This is a genomic window from Candidatus Clostridium radicumherbarum (assembly GCF_045310525.1).
Taxonomy (GTDB): Bacteria; Bacillota; Clostridia; order Clostridiales; family Clostridiaceae; genus Clostridium_AT; species Clostridium_AT radicumherbarum.
In genome coordinates, this window is the sequence record NZ_JBJHZY010000001.1 from 761,157 (window position 1) to 784,001 (window position 22,845).

Annotated in this window: 25 protein-coding genes and 1 riboswitch; of the genes, 23 read left to right on the forward strand and 2 right to left on the reverse strand. The window is 32.7% G+C overall.

Annotated elements, in window-relative coordinates:
• The first annotated feature begins 70 nt into the window (after positions 1–70).
• Positions 71–1,564, forward strand: coding sequence for a transcription termination factor Rho (rho, locus tag ACJDUH_RS03610; protein WP_406763788.1), 1,494 nt, complete (start codon positions 71–73; stop codon positions 1,562–1,564).
• A 16-nt stretch (positions 1,565–1,580) separates the two neighbouring features.
• On the opposite strand, the gene rpmE is transcribed toward rho, so the two are convergent.
• Complete coding sequence (rpmE, locus tag ACJDUH_RS03615) at positions 1,581–1,787, reverse strand: 50S ribosomal protein L31 (RefSeq protein ID WP_406763789.1); 207 nt, start codon at positions 1,785–1,787, stop codon at positions 1,581–1,583.
• Between the two features lie 147 nt (positions 1,788–1,934).
• Between rpmE and ACJDUH_RS03620 the strand changes: the two genes are divergently transcribed.
• The 20 genes from ACJDUH_RS03620 (at position 1,935) to mreB (ending at position 20,018) form a co-directional block, all read left to right on the forward strand.
• Positions 1,935–2,549, forward strand: coding sequence for a thymidine kinase (locus ACJDUH_RS03620; protein WP_406763790.1), 615 nt, complete (start codon positions 1,935–1,937; stop codon positions 2,547–2,549).
• 13 nt (positions 2,550–2,562) lie between these two features.
• A complete protein-coding gene (locus ACJDUH_RS03625; protein WP_406763791.1) occupies positions 2,563–3,468 on the forward strand; it encodes a DUF1385 domain-containing protein in 906 nt (301 codons plus the stop codon).
• Positions 3,469–3,486: 18 nt separating this feature from the next.
• Entirely contained in the window at positions 3,487–4,335 is an 849-nt protein-coding gene (prmC, locus tag ACJDUH_RS03630; protein ID WP_406763792.1) for a peptide chain release factor N(5)-glutamine methyltransferase, read from the forward strand.
• Between the two features lie 82 nt (positions 4,336–4,417).
• Entirely contained in the window at positions 4,418–5,494 is a 1,077-nt protein-coding gene (prfA, locus tag ACJDUH_RS03635) for a peptide chain release factor 1 (protein ID WP_406763793.1), read from the forward strand.
• Between the two features lie 32 nt (positions 5,495–5,526).
• Complete coding sequence (locus ACJDUH_RS03640) at positions 5,527–6,114, forward strand: hypothetical protein (protein ID WP_406763794.1); 588 nt, start codon at positions 5,527–5,529, stop codon at positions 6,112–6,114.
• Between the two features lie 42 nt (positions 6,115–6,156).
• Positions 6,157–6,930 carry a ZIP family metal transporter gene (locus ACJDUH_RS03645; RefSeq protein ID WP_406763795.1) on the forward strand — a complete coding sequence of 258 codons (774 nt, stop codon included), beginning with the start codon at positions 6,157–6,159 and terminating at the stop codon, positions 6,928–6,930.
• Positions 6,931–6,959: 29 nt separating this feature from the next.
• Entirely contained in the window at positions 6,960–8,009 is a 1,050-nt protein-coding gene (locus ACJDUH_RS03650; protein WP_406763796.1) for an L-threonylcarbamoyladenylate synthase, read from the forward strand.
• A gap of 20 nt (positions 8,010–8,029) precedes the next feature.
• The gene (locus ACJDUH_RS03655; RefSeq protein ID WP_406763797.1) at positions 8,030–8,482 is read left to right on the forward strand and encodes a low molecular weight protein arginine phosphatase; all 453 of its coding nucleotides are present in this window, start codon (positions 8,030–8,032) and stop codon (positions 8,480–8,482) included.
• A gap of 82 nt (positions 8,483–8,564) precedes the next feature.
• Positions 8,565–9,014: a ribose 5-phosphate isomerase B gene (rpiB, locus tag ACJDUH_RS03660; protein WP_406763798.1), complete on the forward strand. Its 450-nt coding sequence runs from the start codon at positions 8,565–8,567 to the stop codon at positions 9,012–9,014.
• Between the two features lie 11 nt (positions 9,015–9,025).
• Positions 9,026–9,655 carry a uracil phosphoribosyltransferase gene (gene upp / locus ACJDUH_RS03665; protein ID WP_406763799.1) on the forward strand — a complete coding sequence of 210 codons (630 nt, stop codon included), beginning with the start codon at positions 9,026–9,028 and terminating at the stop codon, positions 9,653–9,655.
• A gap of 221 nt (positions 9,656–9,876) precedes the next feature.
• Positions 9,877–10,365, forward strand: coding sequence for a deoxycytidylate deaminase (locus ACJDUH_RS03670; RefSeq protein ID WP_406763800.1), 489 nt, complete (start codon positions 9,877–9,879; stop codon positions 10,363–10,365).
• A gap of 59 nt (positions 10,366–10,424) precedes the next feature.
• Entirely contained in the window at positions 10,425–11,447 is a 1,023-nt protein-coding gene (locus ACJDUH_RS03675; RefSeq protein WP_406763801.1) for a glycosyltransferase family 4 protein, read from the forward strand.
• Positions 11,448–11,470: 23 nt separating this feature from the next.
• On the forward strand, positions 11,471–12,634 hold the full coding sequence (gene wecB, locus ACJDUH_RS03680; RefSeq protein WP_406763802.1) for a non-hydrolyzing UDP-N-acetylglucosamine 2-epimerase: 1,164 nt from the start codon (positions 11,471–11,473) through the stop codon (positions 12,632–12,634).
• Between the two features lie 142 nt (positions 12,635–12,776).
• Positions 12,777–13,955, forward strand: coding sequence for an acetyl-CoA C-acetyltransferase (locus tag ACJDUH_RS03685; protein WP_406763803.1), 1,179 nt, complete (start codon positions 12,777–12,779; stop codon positions 13,953–13,955).
• Positions 13,956–14,087: 132 nt separating this feature from the next.
• Positions 14,088–14,768, forward strand: a complete 681-nt coding sequence (locus ACJDUH_RS03690) for a YwmB family TATA-box binding protein (RefSeq protein WP_406763804.1) — start codon at positions 14,088–14,090, stop codon at positions 14,766–14,768.
• Between the two features lie 19 nt (positions 14,769–14,787).
• On the forward strand, positions 14,788–16,047 hold the full coding sequence (gene murA, locus ACJDUH_RS03695; RefSeq protein WP_406763805.1) for a UDP-N-acetylglucosamine 1-carboxyvinyltransferase: 1,260 nt from the start codon (positions 14,788–14,790) through the stop codon (positions 16,045–16,047).
• A 132-nt stretch (positions 16,048–16,179) separates the two neighbouring features.
• Positions 16,180–17,238, forward strand: coding sequence for a stage II sporulation protein D (spoIID, locus tag ACJDUH_RS03700; RefSeq protein WP_406763806.1), 1,059 nt, complete (start codon positions 16,180–16,182; stop codon positions 17,236–17,238).
• Between the two features lie 413 nt (positions 17,239–17,651).
• A complete protein-coding gene (locus tag ACJDUH_RS03705; RefSeq protein ID WP_406763807.1) occupies positions 17,652–18,377 on the forward strand; it encodes a peptidoglycan DD-metalloendopeptidase family protein in 726 nt (241 codons plus the stop codon).
• A 254-nt stretch (positions 18,378–18,631) separates the two neighbouring features.
• On the forward strand, positions 18,632–18,886 hold the full coding sequence (gene spoIIID, locus ACJDUH_RS03710; protein WP_406763808.1) for a sporulation transcriptional regulator SpoIIID: 255 nt from the start codon (positions 18,632–18,634) through the stop codon (positions 18,884–18,886).
• 97 nt (positions 18,887–18,983) lie between these two features.
• Complete coding sequence (mreB, locus tag ACJDUH_RS03715) at positions 18,984–20,018, forward strand: rod shape-determining protein (RefSeq protein ID WP_406763809.1); 1,035 nt, start codon at positions 18,984–18,986, stop codon at positions 20,016–20,018.
• Positions 20,019–20,120: 102 nt separating this feature from the next.
• Here mreB and yyaC read toward each other — a convergent pair whose 3' ends face one another.
• A complete protein-coding gene (gene yyaC, locus ACJDUH_RS03720) occupies positions 20,121–20,669 on the reverse strand; it encodes a spore protease YyaC (RefSeq protein WP_406763810.1) in 549 nt (182 codons plus the stop codon).
• A 195-nt stretch (positions 20,670–20,864) separates the two neighbouring features.
• Positions 20,865–20,966, forward strand: a riboswitch (SAM riboswitch).
• An 81-nt stretch (positions 20,967–21,047) separates the two neighbouring features.
• On the opposite strand from yyaC, the gene metK reads away from it, so the two are divergent.
• On the forward strand, positions 21,048–22,223 hold the full coding sequence (metK, locus tag ACJDUH_RS03725) for a methionine adenosyltransferase (RefSeq protein ID WP_406763811.1): 1,176 nt from the start codon (positions 21,048–21,050) through the stop codon (positions 22,221–22,223).
• 174 nt (positions 22,224–22,397) lie between these two features.
• Positions 22,398–22,661: a hypothetical protein gene (locus tag ACJDUH_RS03730; RefSeq protein WP_406763812.1), complete on the forward strand. Its 264-nt coding sequence runs from the start codon at positions 22,398–22,400 to the stop codon at positions 22,659–22,661.
• Positions 22,662–22,845 lie beyond the last annotated feature (184 nt).

Consider the following 22,845-nt stretch of genomic DNA (forward strand, 5'->3'; position numbering starts at 1 on the left):
TTCATGGTAGTTCTTTCTGAAATCCCGATAAAATTATAAATATATAAGTGAATATTTGGAGGTGTATTGTTTGCTTAGCAAAGAATTGGAAGTTAAAACTCTAACAGAGCTTAGAGATATTGCTAAGGAGCTTGGTATAAAAAATATATCAAAGTTTAAAAAAGCAGAGCTTATTGAAGAAATTAGCAAGGTTTCTCCTGCATCCATTGAAAAAAATGGGGTAGTTCTTAGAGAAAAAATAACTCCTAAAAAGGATGAAATAAAAGAAGAAACTGAAAAATCCTATGTAAAAAGTGAAGAAATAAAAGCTGATACAACGAATTTAACTCATGAACCTGCTCCAAGGCCTGAGCCTGTCATAGAAAAAGTTTCCTTTGAAGAAAAAAGAGAAAGGCTTAAAGAAATGATAGATGAATCTGATACTGCTAGGGGAGTATTAGATGTTATTGAAAATAGTTTTGGCTTTTTAAGAGGACAAAACTATCTTTCAGGACCAAATGACATCTATGTTTCTCCTTCACAAATTAGACGATTCAATTTAAGAACAGGTGATATGGTTGAAGGTAAGGTGAGAACTCCTAAAGAAGGAGAAAAGTTTAAAGCTCTATTATATGTACAAGGGGTAAATGGTGAAAACCCTGAAAGAGCTGTTGGAAGAAAAAGATTTGAAACTTTAACTCCTATTTATCCTGAAGAAAGAATCAAATTAGAAACAAGTCCCTTAGATTTATCCTCTAGATTAATGGATATTATTTCACCATTAGGTAAAGGACAAAGAGGTATAATAGTTGCACCTCCTAAGGCTGGTAAAACTACTCTTCTTAAAAAAGTTGCCAATAGCATTAGTAAAAATCACCCGGAAATAAAATTAATAGTTCTTTTAATAGATGAAAGACCTGAAGAGGTTACTGATATGCAGCGTTCTATTAATGGTGAAGTTATATTTTCAACCTTTGATGAAGAACCAGATCATCATACAAAGGTTGCAGAAATGGTGCTTGAAAGAGCAAAGAGGATGGTAGAGCAAGGTCAGGACGTGGTTATATTATTAGACAGCATAACAAGGCTTTCTAGGGCCTACAATCTTACAATAACTCCAACGGGACGTACACTTTCTGGAGGATTAGATCCAGGAGCGCTTATAAATCCTAAAAAATTCTTTGGTGCTGCTAGAAATATTGAAGAAGGTGGAAGCCTTACTATTCTTGCCACAGCCCTTGTAGAAACAGGTAGCAGAATGGATGATATGATTTTTGAAGAATTTAAGGGAACTGGCAATATGGAAGTCCACTTAGATAGGAAGCTTCAAGAAAGAAGAATTTTTCCTGCTATTGATATTTATAAATCTGGTACAAGAAGAGAAGACTTACTTCTTACTTCTAAAGAGCAGGAGGTTATCTTTAATATAAGAAGGGTTATGTACAAAGAAAATAGTGCAGATTTAATTACAGAAAAGCTAATTGAGCATATGGCAAAAACAAGAAATAATGATGATTTCTTAGAAATTTTTATGAAAAATGATATTTTAAGAAAAGATAATGGAAAAGAAAAATGGGAAAGGTAAATCCTTTCCCATTTTTTTATTCTGTAATATTGAACTTCTTTCTAAATTTCTCAACTCTTCCACCTACGTCAACAATCTTTTGACGTCCAGTGTAGAATGGATGGCATTTAGAGCATATTTCTACTTTTAGTTCTTTCTTAACAGAACCAGTTGTAAATGTGTTTCCACATGCACACTTAACCACAGCGTCTTGGTGGTATTCTGGATGTATGCCTTCTCTCATTTCATTCACCTCTTTCAATTATCGAATATGTTTCCATATTCTCAACTACTAGATTATAGCATGCAAATATTTTGTAGTCAATCTTTAATAAAAGGCTGTTTTTTGATACAATATATTTGTTTAGTTTAATTGCTAGGGGGAAATGATATGAGTAAATTATATTTTAGATATGGAGCAATGAATTGCGGTAAATCAACAAATCTTTTACAAGTTGCATACAACTATGAAGAAAGAGGAATGAGTATAATAATAATAAAACCTAAGACTGATACAAAGGGCGGAAATAAGGTTGTATCAAGACTTGGTGTTACAAGGGAAGTAGACCTTTTAATTAGTGAAGATATGAATATATGCACTGAGGTGGAAGCCTTACTTAAGAAAAACATCAGAATAGATTGTATTCTTGTGGACGAAGCGCAGTTTTTCAAAAGCGGTCATATAGATCAGCTTTTTGAAATAGCTGTTTTAATGGACATTCCAGTTATTTGCTATGGCCTTCGCACGGATTTTCAGATGAATGGCTTTGAAGGAAGTTCAAGATTACTGCTATTAGCCCACAGTATAGAAGAACTTAAGAATATTTGCCACTGTGGTAAAAAGGCTCTTTTAAATGGGAGAATGATCAATGGAAAATATGTTTTTGAAGGAAAACAAGTTGCTATTGATAAACAGGATAATGTAGAATACCATGCCCTATGTCCTAAATGCTATTTTGAATTAAAAAAAGAGTTTGAAAATGAAAGATTAAACATGAAGAAATAAGTGAGGAATATTTATGAATAAAAAGGTTTCTGTAGGCGGACAAGCTGTTATTGAAGGTGTAATGATGAGGGGCAGTAAAGGAGTTTCTACTGCAGTTCGAACTCCTGAGGGTGAAATTGTAATAGAAAGGTTAGATATAGTACCCTATTCAAAAAAATATAAACTCTTAGGATTGCCTGTAATTAGAGGCTTCGTATCCCTGATAGAATCTCTTGTTATAGGAATAAAAACCTTAAACTATTCAGCTAAATTTTTTGAAGAAGAAGAGGAACTTTCTAAGTTTGATAAGTGGTTTAAAAATAAATTTAAAGATAAAAGTGATAATATTATTGCAGGAGTATCCCTTATATTCTCATTAGTTGTTGCTGTATTATTATTTTTCTTACTGCCTACCTATGCAGCAAACTTTTTTAAGAAAGTTGCTAACATAAATACGGTATGGCTTAATGTAATTGAAGGAATAATAAGAGTTATGTTATTTTTATTATATATATATTTCATTGGTAAGCTAGAGGATATTAAAAGAGTATTTGAATATCATGGCGCAGAACATAAGACTATCTTTTGTTATGAAAATGGTATGGAGCTTACACCGGAAAATGCAAAAAAATTTAGGAGATTACATCCAAGATGCGGGACTAATTTTTTATTTTTGGTAATGATAGTAAGTATAATTATTTTTTCCTTAACAGGATGGAATTCTTTACTTCAAAGACTTTTATATAGAATAATACTGCTGCCTGTGATATCGGGAATTACATACGAACTTATTAGATGGATGGGTAAGAGTAATAGTAAAGCTGCAAATATACTAGCTTTTCCAGGGCTTATGCTGCAAAAACTTACAACAAGGGAACCGGATTTATCTGAAATAGAAGTGGCTATTGCTGCATTAAAGTCAGCAGAGGGACTAGAATAAATCATAAGGATGATGTAAATGAAAATACAACAATTACTAACTGAGGGTTATGAAATTTTAAAGTATAATAATGAAAATTATATTTTAGATTCTCAGCTGATTTTAGGCAAGGTTTTAAATTTAGATAGAGTGTCAATAATTACTAATAGGGACAAAGAAGTCAGTGAGAAAAGTGTAATTGAATATTTTCGATTAATTGACTTAAGGAAAAATAAGATGCCCTTAAAATATATAACAGAAGAAACTGAATTTATGGGAATATCTTTTTTTATAAAACCAGGTGTTTTAATACCTAGGCCGGATACAGAAATTTTGGTAGAAGAGGTTTTAAAGCTTACAAATAAAAAAGATAAAATGACATTATGTGATGTCTGCTGCGGCAGTGGCGCTATTGGGCTTTCAATAGCTAAAATATCAGAGACTTCAGAAGTTTATTGTAGTGATATATCTGAAGAAGCTTCCGAGGTAACATCTAAAAATATAGAATTGCTTTCATTAAATAATAAAGCTCGTTTTGTTAAAAGTGATTTGCTTCAGTTTGCTCTAGATAATAAGCTTAAGTTTGACATAGTGGTATCAAACCCACCATATATAAGAACATCTGTGATACCAACTTTAATGGAGGATGTAAAGGATTATGAACCATATATTGCCCTATGGGGAGGCGAGGATGGATTAAATTTTTATAGATCCATTACAAAACAAAGCCTTCAGGTTTTAAAGAGGCAGGGGATTCTAGCTTATGAAATAGGGTATGACCAAGCTGAAGAAGTTAAAGGAATCCTTGAAGAAAATGGCTTCAGTAATATTAAGATAATTAAAGACCTTGCAGGGCTTAATAGAGTATTAATTGCTACTCTAAATTAATAATAAAAAATTCCATCGCTATTTTTTGGGGCTTGTGTTATAATAATAAATTGTGAAAATAATATATGGAGTGATTATATAAATGTTAGATAGACTTAATTTTACAGAAAATAAATATGAAGAGCTTTCTAGAAAAATAAGCGATCCTTCAGTTATGGCTGATCAAAAGGAATGGCAGAAGCTCTGCAAAGAACATGCTGACTTAGAAATAATAGTTAATAAATATAAAGAATATAAAAAAACTATAGAAGATATTGAAGCCAATAAGGAAATGCTTAATGAGGACATTGAGAAAGAACTTAAGGAGATGGCTCAAGAAGAGATAAGGGATTTAACTTTAAAATCAGAAGAGCTTCACAAAGAATTAAATATATTGCTTCTTCCAAAGGATCCAAATGATGAAAAGAACGTATTTATTGAAATCAGAGGTGGGGCCGGTGGAGAAGAAGCTGCTCTTTTTGCCTCAAACCTTTTTAGAATGTATACTAGATATGCAGAACGTCACAGATGGAGAATTGAACTAATGAGTGCCAATGAAACTGATATTGGCGGCTTTAAGGAAGTTGTATTTATGGTTAGGGGTCAATCCGCCTATAGTAAGCTTAAATATGAAAGTGGGGTTCACAGAGTACAAAGGGTTCCTGATACTGAATCCAGCGGACGTATCCATACTTCCACAGCTACGGTAGCAGTTTTACCAGAAGTTGATGATGTAGATGTAACTATTAATCCAAATGATATTAGAATTGATGTTTTTAGAGCTTCCGGTCACGGTGGCCAGTGCGTTAATACAACAGATTCAGCAGTAAGAATAACACATATTCCAACTGGTCTTGTAGTGTCCTGCCAGGATGAAAAATCCCAGCTTAAAAATAAAGAAAAAGCCATGAAGGTTTTAATGTCAAGACTTTATGAAAGAGCTGAAGCTGAAAGACATGCTGGAATAGCTGAAGATAGAAAGAGTCAAGTTGGAACTGGAGATAGAAGTGAAAGAATTAGAACCTATAACTATCCTCAAGGTAGAGTTACAGATCATAGAATAGGGCTAACCCTCTACAAGTTAGAAGCCTTTCTAGATGGCGATATTGATGAAATGATCGATGGATTAATTACTGAAGACCAAGCTAGAAAGATGGAAGCAATGGGAAGTAATGAATAATCAAAAGCGCACACAAATATAGAGGTGAAATTATGGACATAAATAAAGCTATTAGGAAGCAAAAAAAATCTAATATTGGGTTTTTGCTATTCTTAAGCTTTATTTTTTTTATGTTGCCATTTATTTTATTTTTAGCCCATAAATCGAATACCTTCTTTATTATTTATCTTTTAATAATTGAGATGCTTATATTAATAACAATATTAATTAATATAAGCAATAATTATATAAAGTACAGCAGTGATAGCTACAGATTAAAAATAAAACTGCTGTATTTTGGCGCGGAAATGAATATAATTTGTGATAAAGTAAAATTTGTACATGCTGAAGGAAAATGTGCGCAGATGTCTATAATCTTTATTATGAATTCTAGATTTAGGAATAAAAAAATTATGCCTATAGATAATAATTTTATAAGTAAACATCCCTATTTAGCACAGCAATATTACTGGTTAAAAACACATAATCCGGAAGATAACTTTTATTATCTTATTATAAATAAAGGTGGCTTTGAGAAATATAAATTATTAGATATGATTTATAGAAATTGTGTAAAAGCTGAATATACTGAAGGGGCCGTAGAAATTATTAAGGAATATAGAGGAAGTAATATTGTATAAATTTTAAGCATATGGTTCTTCACTCCGAGTTTCATAAATAGAATGTATAGAGTTAATTTGTGGAGTAGGAGTGATAACTTGCTTAGAAATAATATTTATTTAATTGTGGCTTTTGGAAGCATTGTATCTTTAATTGGAACTATGCTTGGAGCATCCTTAGGAATTATAGTTAAAAAGCCTTCAAATAGACTCTTAGGTGCTATAATTGGCTTTGCAGGCGGTTTGATGCTTTCTATTGTAGTCTTTGATTTAATTCCTGAGGCTATTGACAATTGGAGCTTTAGCGGCACTTTGATGTTTTGTATACTAGGGATTCTAGTTATATCTATGTTAGATAGAATTATCAATATTACTAGCAGCAACTTTGCTAAAAATAAACATATGAAGGTTGCTTTTATGGCTGCAATTGGATTAATGCTGCATAATCTACCTGAAGGCGTTATTATGGGTGTTGGGTTTCTTGCTGGTCAGAGCCTTGGTTTTAAGATGAGCATAATAATTGCTATACATGATATTCCGGAAGGTATTGCAGTTTCAGCTCCACTGATGGCTTCGAAGGTGAGGGTGAGAAAAATTTTACTATTTGCCTTTTTAACAGCTTTTCCAACTGCCATAGGAACCATGATAGGAGCATACCTAGGAAGCATTTCAGATAATATATTAGGTGCATGTCTTGCTCTTGCTTCAGGAATTATGATGTATGTAGTTTGTGGAGAAATGTTTCCCGAATCTTCAAAGCTTTGGGATGGAATAACAAGCACAGCTGGTATCTTGACTGGAATAATCTTAGGGCTTATAATGACTAAAATGCTCTAATGTACATATAAGCGAAGGAGAAATTTTTAATGAATACTAAAGTTATATTATTAGATGAAGCTAAAATAGATGAGGATAAAATATTATTGGCAGGCAAGGTAATAAGGGAAGGTGGACTTGTTGCATTTCCTACTGAAACTGTCTATGGACTAGGGGCAAATGCACTTGATCCTAGTGCTGTAAAAAATATATTCGAGGCAAAAGGTAGACCTCAGGATAACCCATTAATAATTCACGTATCAGATTTTAATATTAATCCCTACGTTAAACATATTCCTGAAGTAGCTGCAAAATTCATGAAAAGATTTTGGCCTGGGCCCTTAACTCTAATATTTAATAAGACAGAAGTGATCCCAGAAGTGACTAGTGGAGGGCTCTCTACTATTGGCATAAGAATGCCTTCTAATGTAATAGCTAGAGAACTAATTAAAGCCTCAAAAGTGCCAATAGCTGCTCCGTCTGCAAATATATCAGGCAAACCAAGTCCTACTGAAGTTAATAGATGTATAGAAGATTTAAATGGAAAAGTTGATATAATACTTGGAGGCGGAAGTTGTGAAGTTGGGCTTGAATCAACTATTGTAGATTGTACAGTAATTCCCCCTTGTATTTTAAGGCCAGGGGGTATAACCTTGGATATGCTAAAGGAAATAGAACCATCAATATATATGGACCCAGCAATTATGAAAAAACCAAAGGAAGATCTTAAACCAAAGGCGCCTGGAATGAAGTATAGACATTATGCTCCTAATGCGCCTATGAAAATAATACAGGGAGATATAGAAAAAACTATTGCAAAAATTAATGAAATAGTGCAAAATAGTATAGGTGAAAAAATAAGCGTAGGAATTTTAGCTACAGATGAAACTAAAGATAAATATTTAGATGGAATAATTATTTCACTAGGAAGCAGAAATGATATAAGCTCTATAGGAAAGAATTTATTTGAAGCTTTGCGAAGCCTAGATGATCAAAAGGTAGATTTAATTCTTGCTGAGGCCTTTGAAGAAGATGAAATAGGGACAGCCATTATGAATAGAATGAGAAAGTCAGCTGGTTTTGATATTATTAATGTTTAAATTATTAAGGAGGGTTGAAAATGGAAGTGTTATTTGTATGTACAGGTAATACCTGCAGAAGCTGTATGGCTGAAGCCATTTTTAATAGTCTTTGTACTATTAAAAATGTGAAAGCTTCATCTGCTGGACTATCAATTGTAAAAAAAAGTATAGCCTCCATTTACTCAGCCCAATTAATTAAGGAAAATTTATCCTTAGACATTAGTAAAAGATTGGCAATTCAGCTTACTTTGGAAATGTTAAATAATGCTGATTTGATATTAACCATGACCATTAATATTAAAAATATGATCTTATCAAGCTTTCCAAAGCTTAAAGACAAGGTATTCTCTTTGAATGAATATGTCGGCATAAAGGGTGATATAGTTGACCCATATGGCGGTGATTTTCCTGTTTACAATAAAACCTATGAAGCTTTAAATAATAGTATATTATTATTGTTGGACAAAATAAAGGAAGATAAAAGCATTTAAAAAATGTGCTGTTATCTTCTTTTTTGTAATAAAAAATTATAAAAATTCTAAAAATAATATAAGGGATACAAGGAGGAAAATTATGAAAATTGCAATAGGCAGCGATCATGCTGGTTTAAGTTTAAAAAAAGAAGTAGTAAAACATTTAGAAAAAAGAGGTATAGAATTTAAGGATTTTGGAACTTTTACTGAAGATTCAACTGACTATCCTGATTATGCTCAGGCTGTTGCAGAGGAGGTTGCTTCAAAGAATTTTGATTTTGGTATTTTAGTATGCGGTACTGGAATTGGAATAAGTATTGCTGCAAATAAGGTTCCAGGTATAAGGGCAGCACTATGCTCCGATACCTTCAGTGCTCACTCAAGCAGAGAACATAATGATGCAAATATCTTAGCCTTAGGAGCAAGAGTATTAGGTACTGGACTTGCATTTGACATAGTTGATAACTTTTTAAATGCTAGCTTTTTAGGAGATAGACATTTAAAAAGAATTAATAAAATAACAGCAATTGAAAATAAATATATGAAATAGGGGGAAGTAAAATGAGTAAAGTTACACAAATCGCACATCCATTGATATTACACAAATTGGCATTTATTAGGGATAAAAACACAGGTTCAAAAGATTTTAGAGAGCTTGTAGAGGAAGTAGCAATGCTTATGGCTTATGAAGTAACTCGTGACTTACAGCTGGAGGAAGTGGAAATTGAGACTCCTATATGCACTGCTAAATGTAAAATGCTTTCAGGTAAAAAGGTTGCAATAGTCCCAATTTTAAGAGCTGGACTTGGAATGGTGGATGGAATGCTTAAACTTATACCTGCAGCAAAGGTTGGTCATATTGGATTATATAGAGATGAAGCTACACTAAAACCAGTAGAATATTTTTGCAAACTTCCACAGGATATTGAAGAAAGAGATGTAATTGTGACTGATCCAATGCTAGCAACCGGAGGCTCAGCAGTTGATGCAATAGCTTTATTAAAGAGAAAAGGAGCAAAATATATTAAATTGATGTGCTTAATAGCAGCTCCTGAAGGCATAAAAAATGTTATGAATGCTCATCCTGATGTAGATATATATGTAGCAGCTATTGATGAAAAGTTAAATGAACATGGTTATATTGTACCAGGACTAGGAGACGCAGGAGACCGCCTCTTTGGAACAAAATAAGGCAAAGCTTTAAGTTTCAATTTATATTTCTAAATAAATTTAAAAAATAAAAACTGATTCCTGTATAGGCAGGAGTCAGTTTTTTATATTTCATATGGTGATTATTGATTCTATGAAGTAAGAGAATGAGAGTTTTAGGAGGAAACTTTAAAATTAGTCTTTGTATTATTAATATAAATGACTTATAATATTAGTGATTAATGTAGAAATGAGGAATACTGATGGAACGAAGAGATAAGAATAATTATTATCTTGATATTGCTGAGACTGTTCTTGAAAGAGGAACTTGTTTAAGAAGAAATTATGGATCAATTATTGTTAAAAATGATGAGATAATATCTAGTGGATATACGGGAGCCCCAAGAGGACGAAAAAATTGTCATGATATAGGAATTTGCCGTAGAGAACAATTAAATGTTCCAAGAGGTACCCAGTATGAATTGTGCCGCTCAGTTCACTCTGAAGCTAATGCAATTATTAGTGCTTCTAGGCGGGATATGATAGGTGCCACTATATACATTGTGGGTAAGGAAACTAGAACCTTAGAGCTTGTGAGGGATGCAAATTCTTGCACAATGTGCAAAAGGTTAATTATAAATGCAGGTATAGAAAAAGTGATTATTAGAGATACAAAAGATAAATATCGTATAATTTATGTACAGGATTGGATTAAAGATGATGATTCTTTAAGTAATGAATTTGGGTATTAAATAGTGCTTTATATATGGGAGAGGATTCTTACTAATCGATTAAATCAGGAAGGTAACTTATGAATAATTATTTTTTAATTTTAATATCGGCAGTTATATCTTTATTAGCAACTCCATTAGTAAAAAAGTTGGCAGTAAAAATTGGGGCAATAGATGTTCCAAAGGATGAAAGAAGAGTGCATAAAAAGCCAATTCCATTATTAGGTGGTTTAGCAATTTATATTGCATTTATAATAACTATAATTTTAAAAAAAGGCAGCCTTGAAACTTCTGAATTAGGAATAATTTTAGGTTCAACAATAATAGTTATAGGCGGAGTTATTGACGACATTAAGAATTTAAAGCCCTTAGTAAAACTTAGTTTTCAAATTGCAGCCGCCCTGTGCTTAATCGCAAGTGGAGTAAGTATAACAATACTGACAAATCCTTTTGGAGGCATAAATGGACTTATATACATAAGCTGGCTGTATATACCTTTTACAGTAATTTGGGTTGTAGGTATAACCAATGCGTTAAATCTTATTGATGGCTTAGATGGTTTAGCTGCTGGGGTGGCTCTTATTTCTACAATAACAATTTTTATTATTGCTATAATTCATAATAGATCTGAAGCTGCCATTCTTACTTCAGTACTTGGTGGAGCTATTATTGGATTTTTGCCATACAATTTTAATCCTGCAACCATATTTATGGGTGATACAGGAGCACAGCTGCTGGGATTTTTACTAGCAGCAATATCTATGGAGGGGACAATTAAATCAGCTACAGCCTTTGCAATATCTGTTCCAATACTAGCTATTGGGCTGCCAATCTATGACACTATATTTGCTATGATTAGAAGAAAGGTAAATGGGAAACCAATTTCTCAAGCAGACAGAGGGCATTTGCATCATAGATTGTTAGACCTTGGACTATCACAGAGGCAAGCTGTTATTATAATGTATTTAATTAGTGCAATTCTAGGAGGCATCGCTATTATAGCAATGCAAATAAGTACCGTTCGTTCTTATTTCTTAATGGCTTCAGTAATAACAATTATTGTATTTGTTGCTTGGAAGATGGGCTTCTTTAAACATGACTAGCATATTGCTTAGGAGGAAATAAAATGGAGAAAATTAAAGTGATTACCATATTCGGAACTAGACCTGAGGCGGTAAAAATGGCTCCTCTGGTAAATGAATTACAACAAAGAGAAGAGATAGAATCTTTGGTTTGCGTAACAGCACAACATAGACAAATGTTAGATCAAGTCCTTGAACTTTTTAATATAATTCCTAATTACGATTTGAATATTATGCAGGCAAAGCAAAGTTTAACAGGTATAACTACTAAAGTATTAGAAGGCCTGGAAGAAGTTTTTGAAAAAGAACAACCAAACTTGATTTTAGTTCATGGTGATACAACTACTACCTTTGCTGGATCTCTTGCTGCTTTCTACAAGCAAATAAAGGTTGGTCATGTAGAAGCGGGTCTTAGAACCTTTGATAAATACTTTCCTTTCCCTGAAGAAATGAATAGAAAACTTACAGGGGCCATTGCTGATCTTCATTTTGCACCTACTGCAGGGGCAAAAGAAAACCTTTTGAGAGAAGGAATTAAGGAAAGCGACATTTATGTAACAGGAAATACCGTAATTGACGCTATGAATTATACAGTTGAAGACAAGTATGAATTTACAAATAAAGAATTAAATGAAATAGATTATAAGTCTAAAAAGGTAATTATGGTTACAGCTCATAGAAGAGAAAATTGGGGTGAAGGCATAGAAAATATATGTAAGGCTCTAAAAAATATTGTAGAAAACAATAAAGAAGTTGAGCTTGTTTATTTAGTTCATTTAAATCCTGTAGTTAAAGATGTTGTTTACAAATATTTAGATGGAGTTGAAAGAGTACATTTGCTGCCACCGCTTGATACAAAGGAAACACATAATCTAATGAATAAGTGTTATATGATTATGACTGATTCCGGCGGCCTTCAAGAAGAGGCACCGCATCTCGGGAAACCAGTCCTGGTACTTAGGGATGTAACAGAAAGACCTGAAGCTGTGGAAGCAGGTACTGTAAAACTTATTGGAACCAACATGGAAGTTATAATAAATAATGCTAATGAGTTAATAAGAGATAAAGATGAATATGATGTTATGAGAAAAGCCATAAACCCTTATGGCGATGGTAAAGCTTCTAAAAGAATAGTTGATGCTATATTATATAATTTTGGTTATAAAAACAAAACCTTAACTGAATTTAGTGTAAATGAGAAGCATTAAAAGATATTAAAATATTATAAAGACACAAACTTTTTTAAAGCTTGTGTCTTTTTCTTATGTAAAAGTTGATAAATGCAAAGTAATCGAATATAATGAAATTGTTTACATGGGTATTTTAAATTTAATAAATGGGGGAATGAGAATGAGAGATGTAGTAATTGTAAGTGCAGTTCGAACTGCAATTGGTTCATTTGGGGGGAGTTTAAAGGATATACCAGCTCCAGAACTTGGAGCAATAGTTGTTAAGGAAGCACTTAAAAGAGTTAACTTAAAACCTGAAATGGTGGATGAAGTTATACTAGGAAATGTTCTGCAGGCAGGGCTTGGACAAAATACTGCAAGGCAAACTGTAATAAAAGCAGGACTTCCAGTTGAGGTACCAGCAATGACCATTAATAAGGTATGTGGTTCTGGTCTTAGAGCAGTTGAGCTAGCTGCACAAATTATTAAAGCTGGAGATGCTGATGTAATTATTGCAGGCGGTATGGAAAACATGTCTAGGGCACCTTATATTTTAAATGATGCTAGATGGGGATATAGAATGGGTGCAGGTTCCTTAGTAGATTCTATGCTTAGTGAAGGACTTACTGATGTTTTTAATGGATATCATATGGGAATAACAGCTGAAAATGTAGCAGAAAAGTGGAATATATCAAGAGAAATGCAGGATGAATTTGCACTTAATTCACAATTAAAAGCTGAAAAAGCAATTACTGAAGGTAAGTTTAAAGAAGAAATAGTTCCTGTAAGTAACCCACAGAGAAAAGGAGAACCTATTATTTTTGAAGTGGATGAGTTTCCGAGAAAAGGCAGCACTATAGAATCACTAAGAAAATTAAAGCCTGCCTTTAAGAAAGACGGAACTGTAACTGCAGGCAATGCTTCTGGAATAAATGATGGTGCAGCAGCTTTAGTAATAATGAGTTTAGAGAAGGCAAAAGAGTTAGGTCTAAGTCCTATGGCAACCATAGTTTCATATGCTCAAGGTGGGGTAGATCCGTCAATTATGGGCTATGGACCTTATAGCGCAGTGAGAAAGGCTTTAGAAAAAGGAAAGCTTGAACTTAAGGACATAGATTTGATTGAAGCTAATGAGGCTTTTGCTGCTCAAAGCTTAGCAGTAGCTAAGGATTTAAAGCTTGATATGAATAAGGTTAATGTAAATGGAGGTGCAATTGCTTTAGGGCACCCTATAGGTGCATCTGGAGCACGAATACTTGTTACTCTTATTCATGAAATGCAAAGAAACAATGTTAAGAATGGATTAGCTACATTATGTATAGGTGGGGGAATGGGAACTGCAATTATAATTCAAAGATAGTATAAAAACACAAAGAGGCTTAGGCCTCTTTTTTTTCACACTTTTTAAAATTTCTTATATATTAATAGTATATTTATGGAATAAAAGTTAATGGTTTTGTCCATAATCAAAAGAGAAAGGTAGGGGGTCTCTTTGAAAAATAAAATCATTATATTAGTTTTCTTATTTATTTTATCTTTGTCAAACTTAAATAATTTATCCTTTGCGAAAAAAAATACGAGTATATTGAATAAAATAATTGAATCAGCTAATGGAAGTATTGTTGAGTATGGTATCAGAGCCAATTTCGAAATTGATGAAAATGGTGAAAAGTATTGTCTTAATTTATTAAAAAAATTAAATCTATCAGATAGCAATATAAACATTTCAAAGGATGGCAAATATTACAGTGTGGATTTTAAATCAGAGGCAGTAAATGGCTACATAGAATATTCGGATTATGATAATCATAATCTTGTGAGTTTAAATATTGTTAGAACCAATAATGAAAACAGACTAGATGAGCTTATAAACACAATTGACTCAGCTGTTAATAAAAAAGATGTTAAGTATTTTCAATATTTAAAGGCAAAGGTTCCGGAAAGCGATAATGAAAAATTAAATAATGAAATTATAAAAATGTTAATGATAGAAAATACAAGTAATATCTCAACAGTTAAATTAAAAAATGGTACTAGTACTGTAGCATATACAAAGCAATTTATCCCAATAAAGGATAATGGAAAACTTGTAGATTTAAATTTTGCTGTCTGCAGTTATGGAGCAGGAACCTATTTAATAATCGGTACGCCAATCATTATAGAAGCTTATTAATAAGAAGTGGGGGAATTGTATGGATAAAATAGTCATTAATGGAGGAAATAAGCTTGCTGGAAAAGTAAAGGTAAGTGCTGCAAAGAATTCTGTTTTGCCTATTATAGTTTCAAGTATTTTAAGTGGTGACAAATGTATCATAGAAAATGCACCTATGCTTGAAGATGTTTGTGTTATAGTGGATACCTTAAGGTCCTTGGGAGCTGAAATAAGCATTAACAAAGAAAATAACAGAATCCTTATTGATACCACTAAACTAATATATGGTGAGCCTTCAAGTGAACTAGTAAGAAAGATGAGAGCATCTTTTCTTATTATGGGACCTATGATTGCAAAATTTGGAAGATTTAAAATATCCCTTCCGGGAGGCTGTAATATAGGAACAAGACCAATTGACTTGCATTTAAAAGGCTTTACTGCATTAGGTGCAGAGGTTAATGTTGGCCACGGCTATGTTGAGGCTAAGGCAAATAAACTAATTGGAAACAAAATTTATTTGGATTTTCCTTCAGTTGGAGCTACAGAAAACATTATGATGGCTGCAATTTTTGCTGAAGGTGAAACTATAATTGAAAATTCTGCTGAAGAACCAGAAATTGAGGACTTAGCAAAATTTCTAAATAGTATGGGAGCCGAAGTTATAGGCGCAGGTAGTGATACAATTAAAATTATAGGAGTAAAAAGCTTAAAAGGAACCATACACAAACCTATTTGTGATCGAATAGAAGCTGGAACCTATATGGCTGCTGCAGCTATTACAAGAAGCAAAATTATAATTTCAGGAATAAATGAAGAACATATAAAACCAATAATTGCTAAACTCACTGAAATAGGTGTTTCAATAGAAGCAAATGGTGACGAAATAATTGTAGATGCCGATAGAGACTTAAAGCCGGTAGATATAAAAACAATGCCATATCCGGGATTTCCTACTGATATGCAGGCACAAATGATGAGTCTTTTATGTGTACTAAAAGGAACAAGTATAGTAACTGAAACCATATTTGAAAACAGATTTATGCATGTTCAGGAACTGAAGAGAATGGGTGCAAACATAAAAATTGATGGAAGAACTGCAGTTATCGAAGGAATAGAAAGATTTAGCGGTTCAGAGGTAAGAGCTACTGATCTTAGAGCAGGAGCAGCCTTAATACTTGCTGGACTTGCAGCAGAGGGAACAACGGAAATTAGTGATGTTTATCATATAGACAGAGGTTATGTAGATATTGAAGGTAAACTTAAGGGCTTAGGTGCTGATATAGAAAGAAAATATTTTTAAGGGGCTGTGAGAGCAGCTCTTTTTTTATGCTTAGAAAGTAATATTCATATAAATCACTAAATAAAATAGTATATAAGCTTATAGAAAAAAGGCAAAGCTTAAGGCTTAGCTTAACAAATGAGGGGGATTGTATTGCAAAGAGTATTTGTTTCTCTAAGACTTGGAAAGTTAGTGATTTATTTCATTTTATCAATTTTACTACTTATTATATTTTCTATGTTAATTATCGGTATTGAAAATAAAGGAATTAATTTTAGTAAAGGTGACGAAGGCATATCTAAATACAACCCTACTAAAGAAGATATTTTAAAAAATAATGACAAAACTACAATTATAAAGGTGTACTTATCAAAGGAAAATAAGGTAGTTGAAATGAATCTTGAGGAATATGTAAGGGGGGTAGTGGCTGCAGAGATGCCTGCCGAATTTAATTTAGAAGCCCTTAAGGCTCAAGCAGTTGCGGCAAGAACCTATGCCTTAGCACATATGGAACAGTATGGTGGAACGAAATGCTCCTATGCTAAAGGCGCTGACATTTGCGATACTGTCAATAGTCAAGCTTATATGAGTAAAGAAGAGAGATTTAGACTTTGGAAAAATAGTTCAGCTATAGGCTATTGGAATAAGATTACTGATGCAATTAATCAAACAGAAGGAGAAATATTAACCTATGATGGTAAACTAGTTCTTGAGCCATATTACTTTGCAGTTAGCAGCGGAAAAACTGAAAATGCGGCTGAAGTTTTTGCTACTAGCGAGCCTTATCTTAAATCTGTGAATAGTCCTGGGGAAGAGGCGTCAGGAAATTATAAGACTACTCATAAATACAGTATTAATGAATTTATCAATATTGTTAATTCAAAATATTCTAAGGCAAAGCTTAATTCCAAAAATATTAAGAGTCAGATAAACATAGTAGAGAGAACCTCAGCAGGAAGTGTGAAAAAAATAAAGCTTGGAAATGTTGTAATATCTGGAACTGACTTTCGAACAATGTTAAATTTAAATTCTGCAAATTTTAAAATTACCATAGCTAAAGATTTACAAGTTGAATGCTTTGGTTATGGCCACGGAGTAGGAATGAGTCAATGGGGTGCAGAAGCTATGGCAAAGGCAGGAAGCAGCTTTCAAGAGATTCTATCTCATTACTATCAAGGAATAAAGATAGAAAAGATAAAAGATTTAAAATAAAAATTAAATGAAAATAGCTACAATAAATAAAGTATGTTACATAAACTGATCGCTGCATAATAAGCTCTAAGCTCAGAATAGCCACAAAACCAAGTGTTGGCCTGAATTCATTTCATTCAGACGAACAACACTAGGGCTTTGCGGCTATTCTTTTGCTAAGTGCTTCTATACTGGGCAGCTTAACCGTATTCGCTGCCACTCGTAAGCAGCCAGTGAAAAGCCATTTAAGCTTTTCACCTCTTTTTGCTCATTACAGATATTATATTTATTTGCGCTAAACTTCATTTAGCTAATTTTATAATACAATATTTTAAAAAGAATGTCGAAAAATAAGGAAAAAAATTCTAGTATAATTTCATAAAATATGTATTTTTTACTAACCTCTGGACAAACTACAAAAAGGAGGTGTTTGTATGGACAAAAAATTATTCAGCAAAACGTCAAATTTTTTTAAGAAGGAAGGCTTCTATGTAATTCTGTTTGTTTGTCTTTGTATTGTTGCAACAGTTGCAGCAGTTACATCAAGAAATGCAAGATCAGTTAAAAAACCACCTGTTGCTAATCAACAAACAACAAGTGAAGCTGATAAGCAAACAGCATTAATAGATGAACTACCTAAAAATGGCTATCAAAATGCCCTTGAGGTAAAAGGAAATACCAATACTGGAATTACCGTTCCTAGTAATGGAGCAACTGCAGTGGTAAGTACTGCTAATACAAAATTTGCAAAACCTGTTGAGGGAACTTTAGCAAGAGCATATTCAGAGGATCCTGTTTGGTCAGATACTACAGAAACTTATAGACCTAACTTTGGACTAGATATCAAAGCTGATTTAGGAAAAGATGTCTATGCTGTACTTGATGGAAAAGTTGAAGAAGTAGGCGAGAGCAAAGAAGGCTATGGTATTCAGGTTGTTATAAATCACCAAAATGGGTTAAAGACAATATATGCAAATCTTGATCCAAATAGTACAGTTGCAAATGGTAAAACAGTTAAGAAGGGTGAAAAAATCGGAAAGGTTGGAAACACAACCCTTAGAACATCCTATGAAAAGTATGGTAGTCACTTACACTTTGCAGTTATGCAGGGTAAGGAATATGTTGATCCAGCAAAATATATAAAATACGACACTAAATAATGGAAACATATAAACTTACTACATTGAGAGTAATACTTAAAATTATAGGATTTAGCATTACAGGTTGAGTCATATTTTTTAAGTTTACTTTTAGTTTAGTATTTGCAGAAAAAATTCTTATCTGCAAATAAAACAAAACTAATGATGTTTCATTAGCCATTTTGCGAAATTCATATCGGAAAATGGCTAATGAAAGTAATTTAAAGAATTATAAATGCATATTATTAATATAGAAGGGTTAAGGAGGTAGCACTTTGAAAGACTACATTGAGGAGAGAGTTCTTGAAGTCGCAAACTACATTATCGATTCAAAAGCTACAATAAGAAAAACAGCCAAGGTTTTTGGAGTTAGTAAAAGTACAATTCACAAAGATATGACTGAAAGATTACCTAAAATAAATCCTCAAATAGCGGATGAAGCTAAAAATATTTTAGATTACAATAAAGCTGAAAGACACATTAGAGGTGGAAAAGCTACTAAGTTAAAATATAAAGCTATTGAAGGTTAAAAACATTCCTATTATAATAAGAGTAAGAGATAATGTAATTCAAGTTTAGTACAACTTGTTTTTATAGTATTACAAAAGAGCAGGAGAGTTGATAGGAATGTGTTTTAGAATTGGTACGGATATGGGGATTGACTTAGGTACAGCTACAGTACTTGTTTATATTAAAGGAAAGGGTGTTATACTTAAAGAGCCTTCTGTAGTTGCAATTGATAAAAGTTATAATAAAGTTAAGGCTGTGGGTGAAGAAGCTAGACAAATGATTGGAAGAACTCCTGGTAATATAGTAGCAATTCGTCCATTAAGAGATGGAGTTATTTCAGATTACGATGTGACTGAGACAATGCTTAAACATTTTATTAGAAAGGCCTGTGGAAATAGAAGAATGTCTGCACCTAGAGTCATGGTATGCATTCCCTGCCAGGCAACTGAAGTTGAAAAAAGAGCAGTTAGAGATGCAGCTGTAAATGCTGGAGCAAAAAAAGTTTTTCTAATAGAAGAACCATTAGCAGCTGCTATAGGAGCTAATTTGGATATAACTGAAGCAAGCGGAAGTATGGTTATTGATATTGGCGGAGGCACAACAGATGTTGCAGTTATTTCTTTAGGCGGCATCGTAGTTAGATCTTCAATTAAAGTTGCAGGAGACAAGTTCGATGAAGCAATAGCAAGATATATTCGAAAAAAACATAAGCTCATGATTGGAGAACGAACAGCAGAAGACTTGAAAATAAATATTGGATCTGCATTTAAAAGAGAAAATGAAGTTACTATGGAAATAAGAGGAAGGGACCTAATTACTGGTCTTCCCAAGAATATAACTGTATCTTCAGAAGAAATGAGAGAAGCACTAAGTGATACAGTAAATAGTATAGCTGATTGTACTCATGCTGTACTTGAAAAAACTCCTCCTGAACTTGCTGCTGATATTGCAGACAAAGGCATAATAATGACTGGTGGAGGATCACTTCTAAATGGGCTAGATAAACTAATTGCTAGTGTAACTAATGTACCAGTATTTGTTGCCGAAGAACCTGTGTCTTGTGTGGCAATAGGGACTGGAAAAGCTCTAGAATATCTAGATAAAATTGATATTAGCTCAAATGGTTATGATGTTTCATTAATTGATAAATAAATTTACATTTCTTGAGTTTAACATAAATTAGCCGCGTAAAAGCATTCTGTTTGATAATAAACATGGATAATGCTTATACTGCGGCTTTTATTTTGGATTTTATTATTTGCCTGTAAAATTTATTCTGTTACCAGAATAGAGGTAATATGAATGAATAATAGCATGTGTTATTACCTTTGAAAGTTTCATTATTAAATCCAATCTTATATTTCTTGTAGTAAACAATTCATTGCTGTCACTAGAATCAACTATTCCTATAATAGAGGCTCTGCCAACCTCCGGCAGCGATTTGCCAACTCCCTTGCCAGGATGGATAGGATAATCCCTAACCTGGATCTCACCTATACTTTCAGTATCTCCCAAACATGCATCAATACCTATAATATTTCCTTTAGGATATATATTTTTTATTTCATTCAATTTTCTATCAATGTTTAAAGCATGAATTGGTTCTGAAATGGTACCAAATACCGGAAAGGGGAAAAAATTATCTTTTAATAAAGTACCCACTAATGGACCTAGACAATCTCCAATACATCTATCTGTTCCAATACAAACTATAATTGTATTTTCATCAATATAATCTTTTAGAAAGGTTGCAATTTCATAATATGCTAAAGGATTATCATAATGGGATCTAACTTTACTCAAAATATGCCCTCCTTGCAAAAAAATGTTTTTCTCAATTGTTACAGGCCTAAGATTAAAATTAAAAATGGAAATTATTCAATAATATATATGCTTGAAATCTATTAAATATAAGATGAAATATGTATAATTAATTTAAAATAATTTATTGACAGTTTTAATTTCCTATGTTATTCTAATTTAGAATTAAATTATAAGCTCTTATCAAGAGAGGTGGAGGGAAATGGCCCTATGAAACCCGGCAACCAAGTATTATACTAAGGTGCCAATTCCAGCAGAGTTTTATCTGCAAGATAAGTGATGTGTTAAACACGCCTCTTCTTGTAGAAGAGGCTTTATTTTGTTAAAACTTACTTGTAACATATAGGAAGGAGTTATAAAATGAGAAGATTATTTACTTCAGAATCAGTTACTGAAGGGCATCCAGATAAAGTTTGTGATCAAATTTCAGACGCAGTGTTAGACGCTATATTAGCCCAGGATCCAAATGCAAGGGTTGCCTGTGAAACAGCAGTTACTACAGGTATGGTATTAGTTATGGGAGAAATATCAACTAATTGTTATGTAGATATACCTAAGGTTGTAAGAAAAACCGTTGAGGAAATTGGATATACTAGAGCAAAGTTTGGATTTGATGCAGATACTTGCTCAGTCCTCACTTCAATTGATGAACAATCCACAGATATAGCTATGGGTGTCGATCAAGCTCTTGAGGCCAAAAATGGACAAATAGAGAATATTGGAGCAATAGGTGCTGGTGACCAAGGTATGATGTTTGGTTATGCTACTAACGAAACACCAGAATATATGCCGCTTGCAATAGCTATGGCTCATAGACTTGCTAGAAAGCTTTCAGAGGTTAGAAAGGATGGTACATTATCATACCTAAGACCAGACGGAAAAACTCAAGTTACTGTAGAATATGAAGATGACAAGCCAATTAGAATTGACACAATTGTAATATCTACACAACATAATCCAGAAGTAACTCGTGAGGAAATCGAAAGAGACTTAATTGAACATGTTATAAGAAAAGTTGTTCCAGAAGAACTCTTAGATGAAAACACAAAATATCTAGTAAATCCAACTGGCAGATTTGTTATTGGTGGACCAAATGGAGACTCAGGACTTACTGGCAGAAAAATTATAGTAGATACCTATGGTGGATATGGAAGACACGGTGGTGGAGCATTTTCAGGAAAAGACCCAACAAAAGTTGATAGATCTGCTGCCTATGCAGCTAGATGGGTTGCTAAAAATTTGGTGGCTGCCGGTGTTGCTGATAAATTAGAAATTGAGCTTGCATATGCTATAGGAGTAGCAAAACCGGTTTCAATTGAAGTTGATACCTTTGGTACAGGAAAAATAAAAGATGATATAATAATTGATATTATTAACAAGGTATTTGATTTAAGACCAGCAGCAATAATTAAGGCCTTAGATTTAAGAAGACCAATATATAAGCAAACAGCTTCATATGGCCATTTTGGAAGAACTGATATTGATCTTCCATGGGAGAAAAATAATAAAGTAGAAGAAATAAAAAAATATTTATAGTTAATTTATAAGACTACTGACTAAGTCAGTGGTCTTATGTTCTGTTTAAGACTTTTTGTTTAAAAGAGGATGTAATTACAAATAACTATAATAAATGAATAATATGTATTTTAATTGTAAAAACTATAATTAGCAAAAGTTTAAATTACACTATGTACTGAAAAGAGGAATATTATGAAAAGTGAATGGAGAGAAAGAGTTATCAAAATTTTAAAAGGAATAAGAGTTTTATTTAATAGAGTATTAGTATTGCTAGCTGTTATAGCTATAGGAACTGCTATGCTTTCAGCTTATTCGTTTATTCATTTCATTAATAAAATGGCTTATATTTATAGGGGCAATCCTAATACTATTTTAATAGGACTTGTAATTCTGATTATTATTCCATTAATATCATTTTTGCTGGAAAAAAGCTTATCATCAAGATTAAATAACTAATAAAAAATCTCTGGCTATCTTAAGCCGGAGTTTTTTTATTGCTGCTGAATTGAATATTAAAGATTACATTAATTATTATTGGACAATAATATAGACAGCAGAATTATTAAGTTAAATAAAGTTGTTTAAAGTTATTCAATAATGTATCCTATAATTACAGGTTATATATTTTTATTAAGTTTAG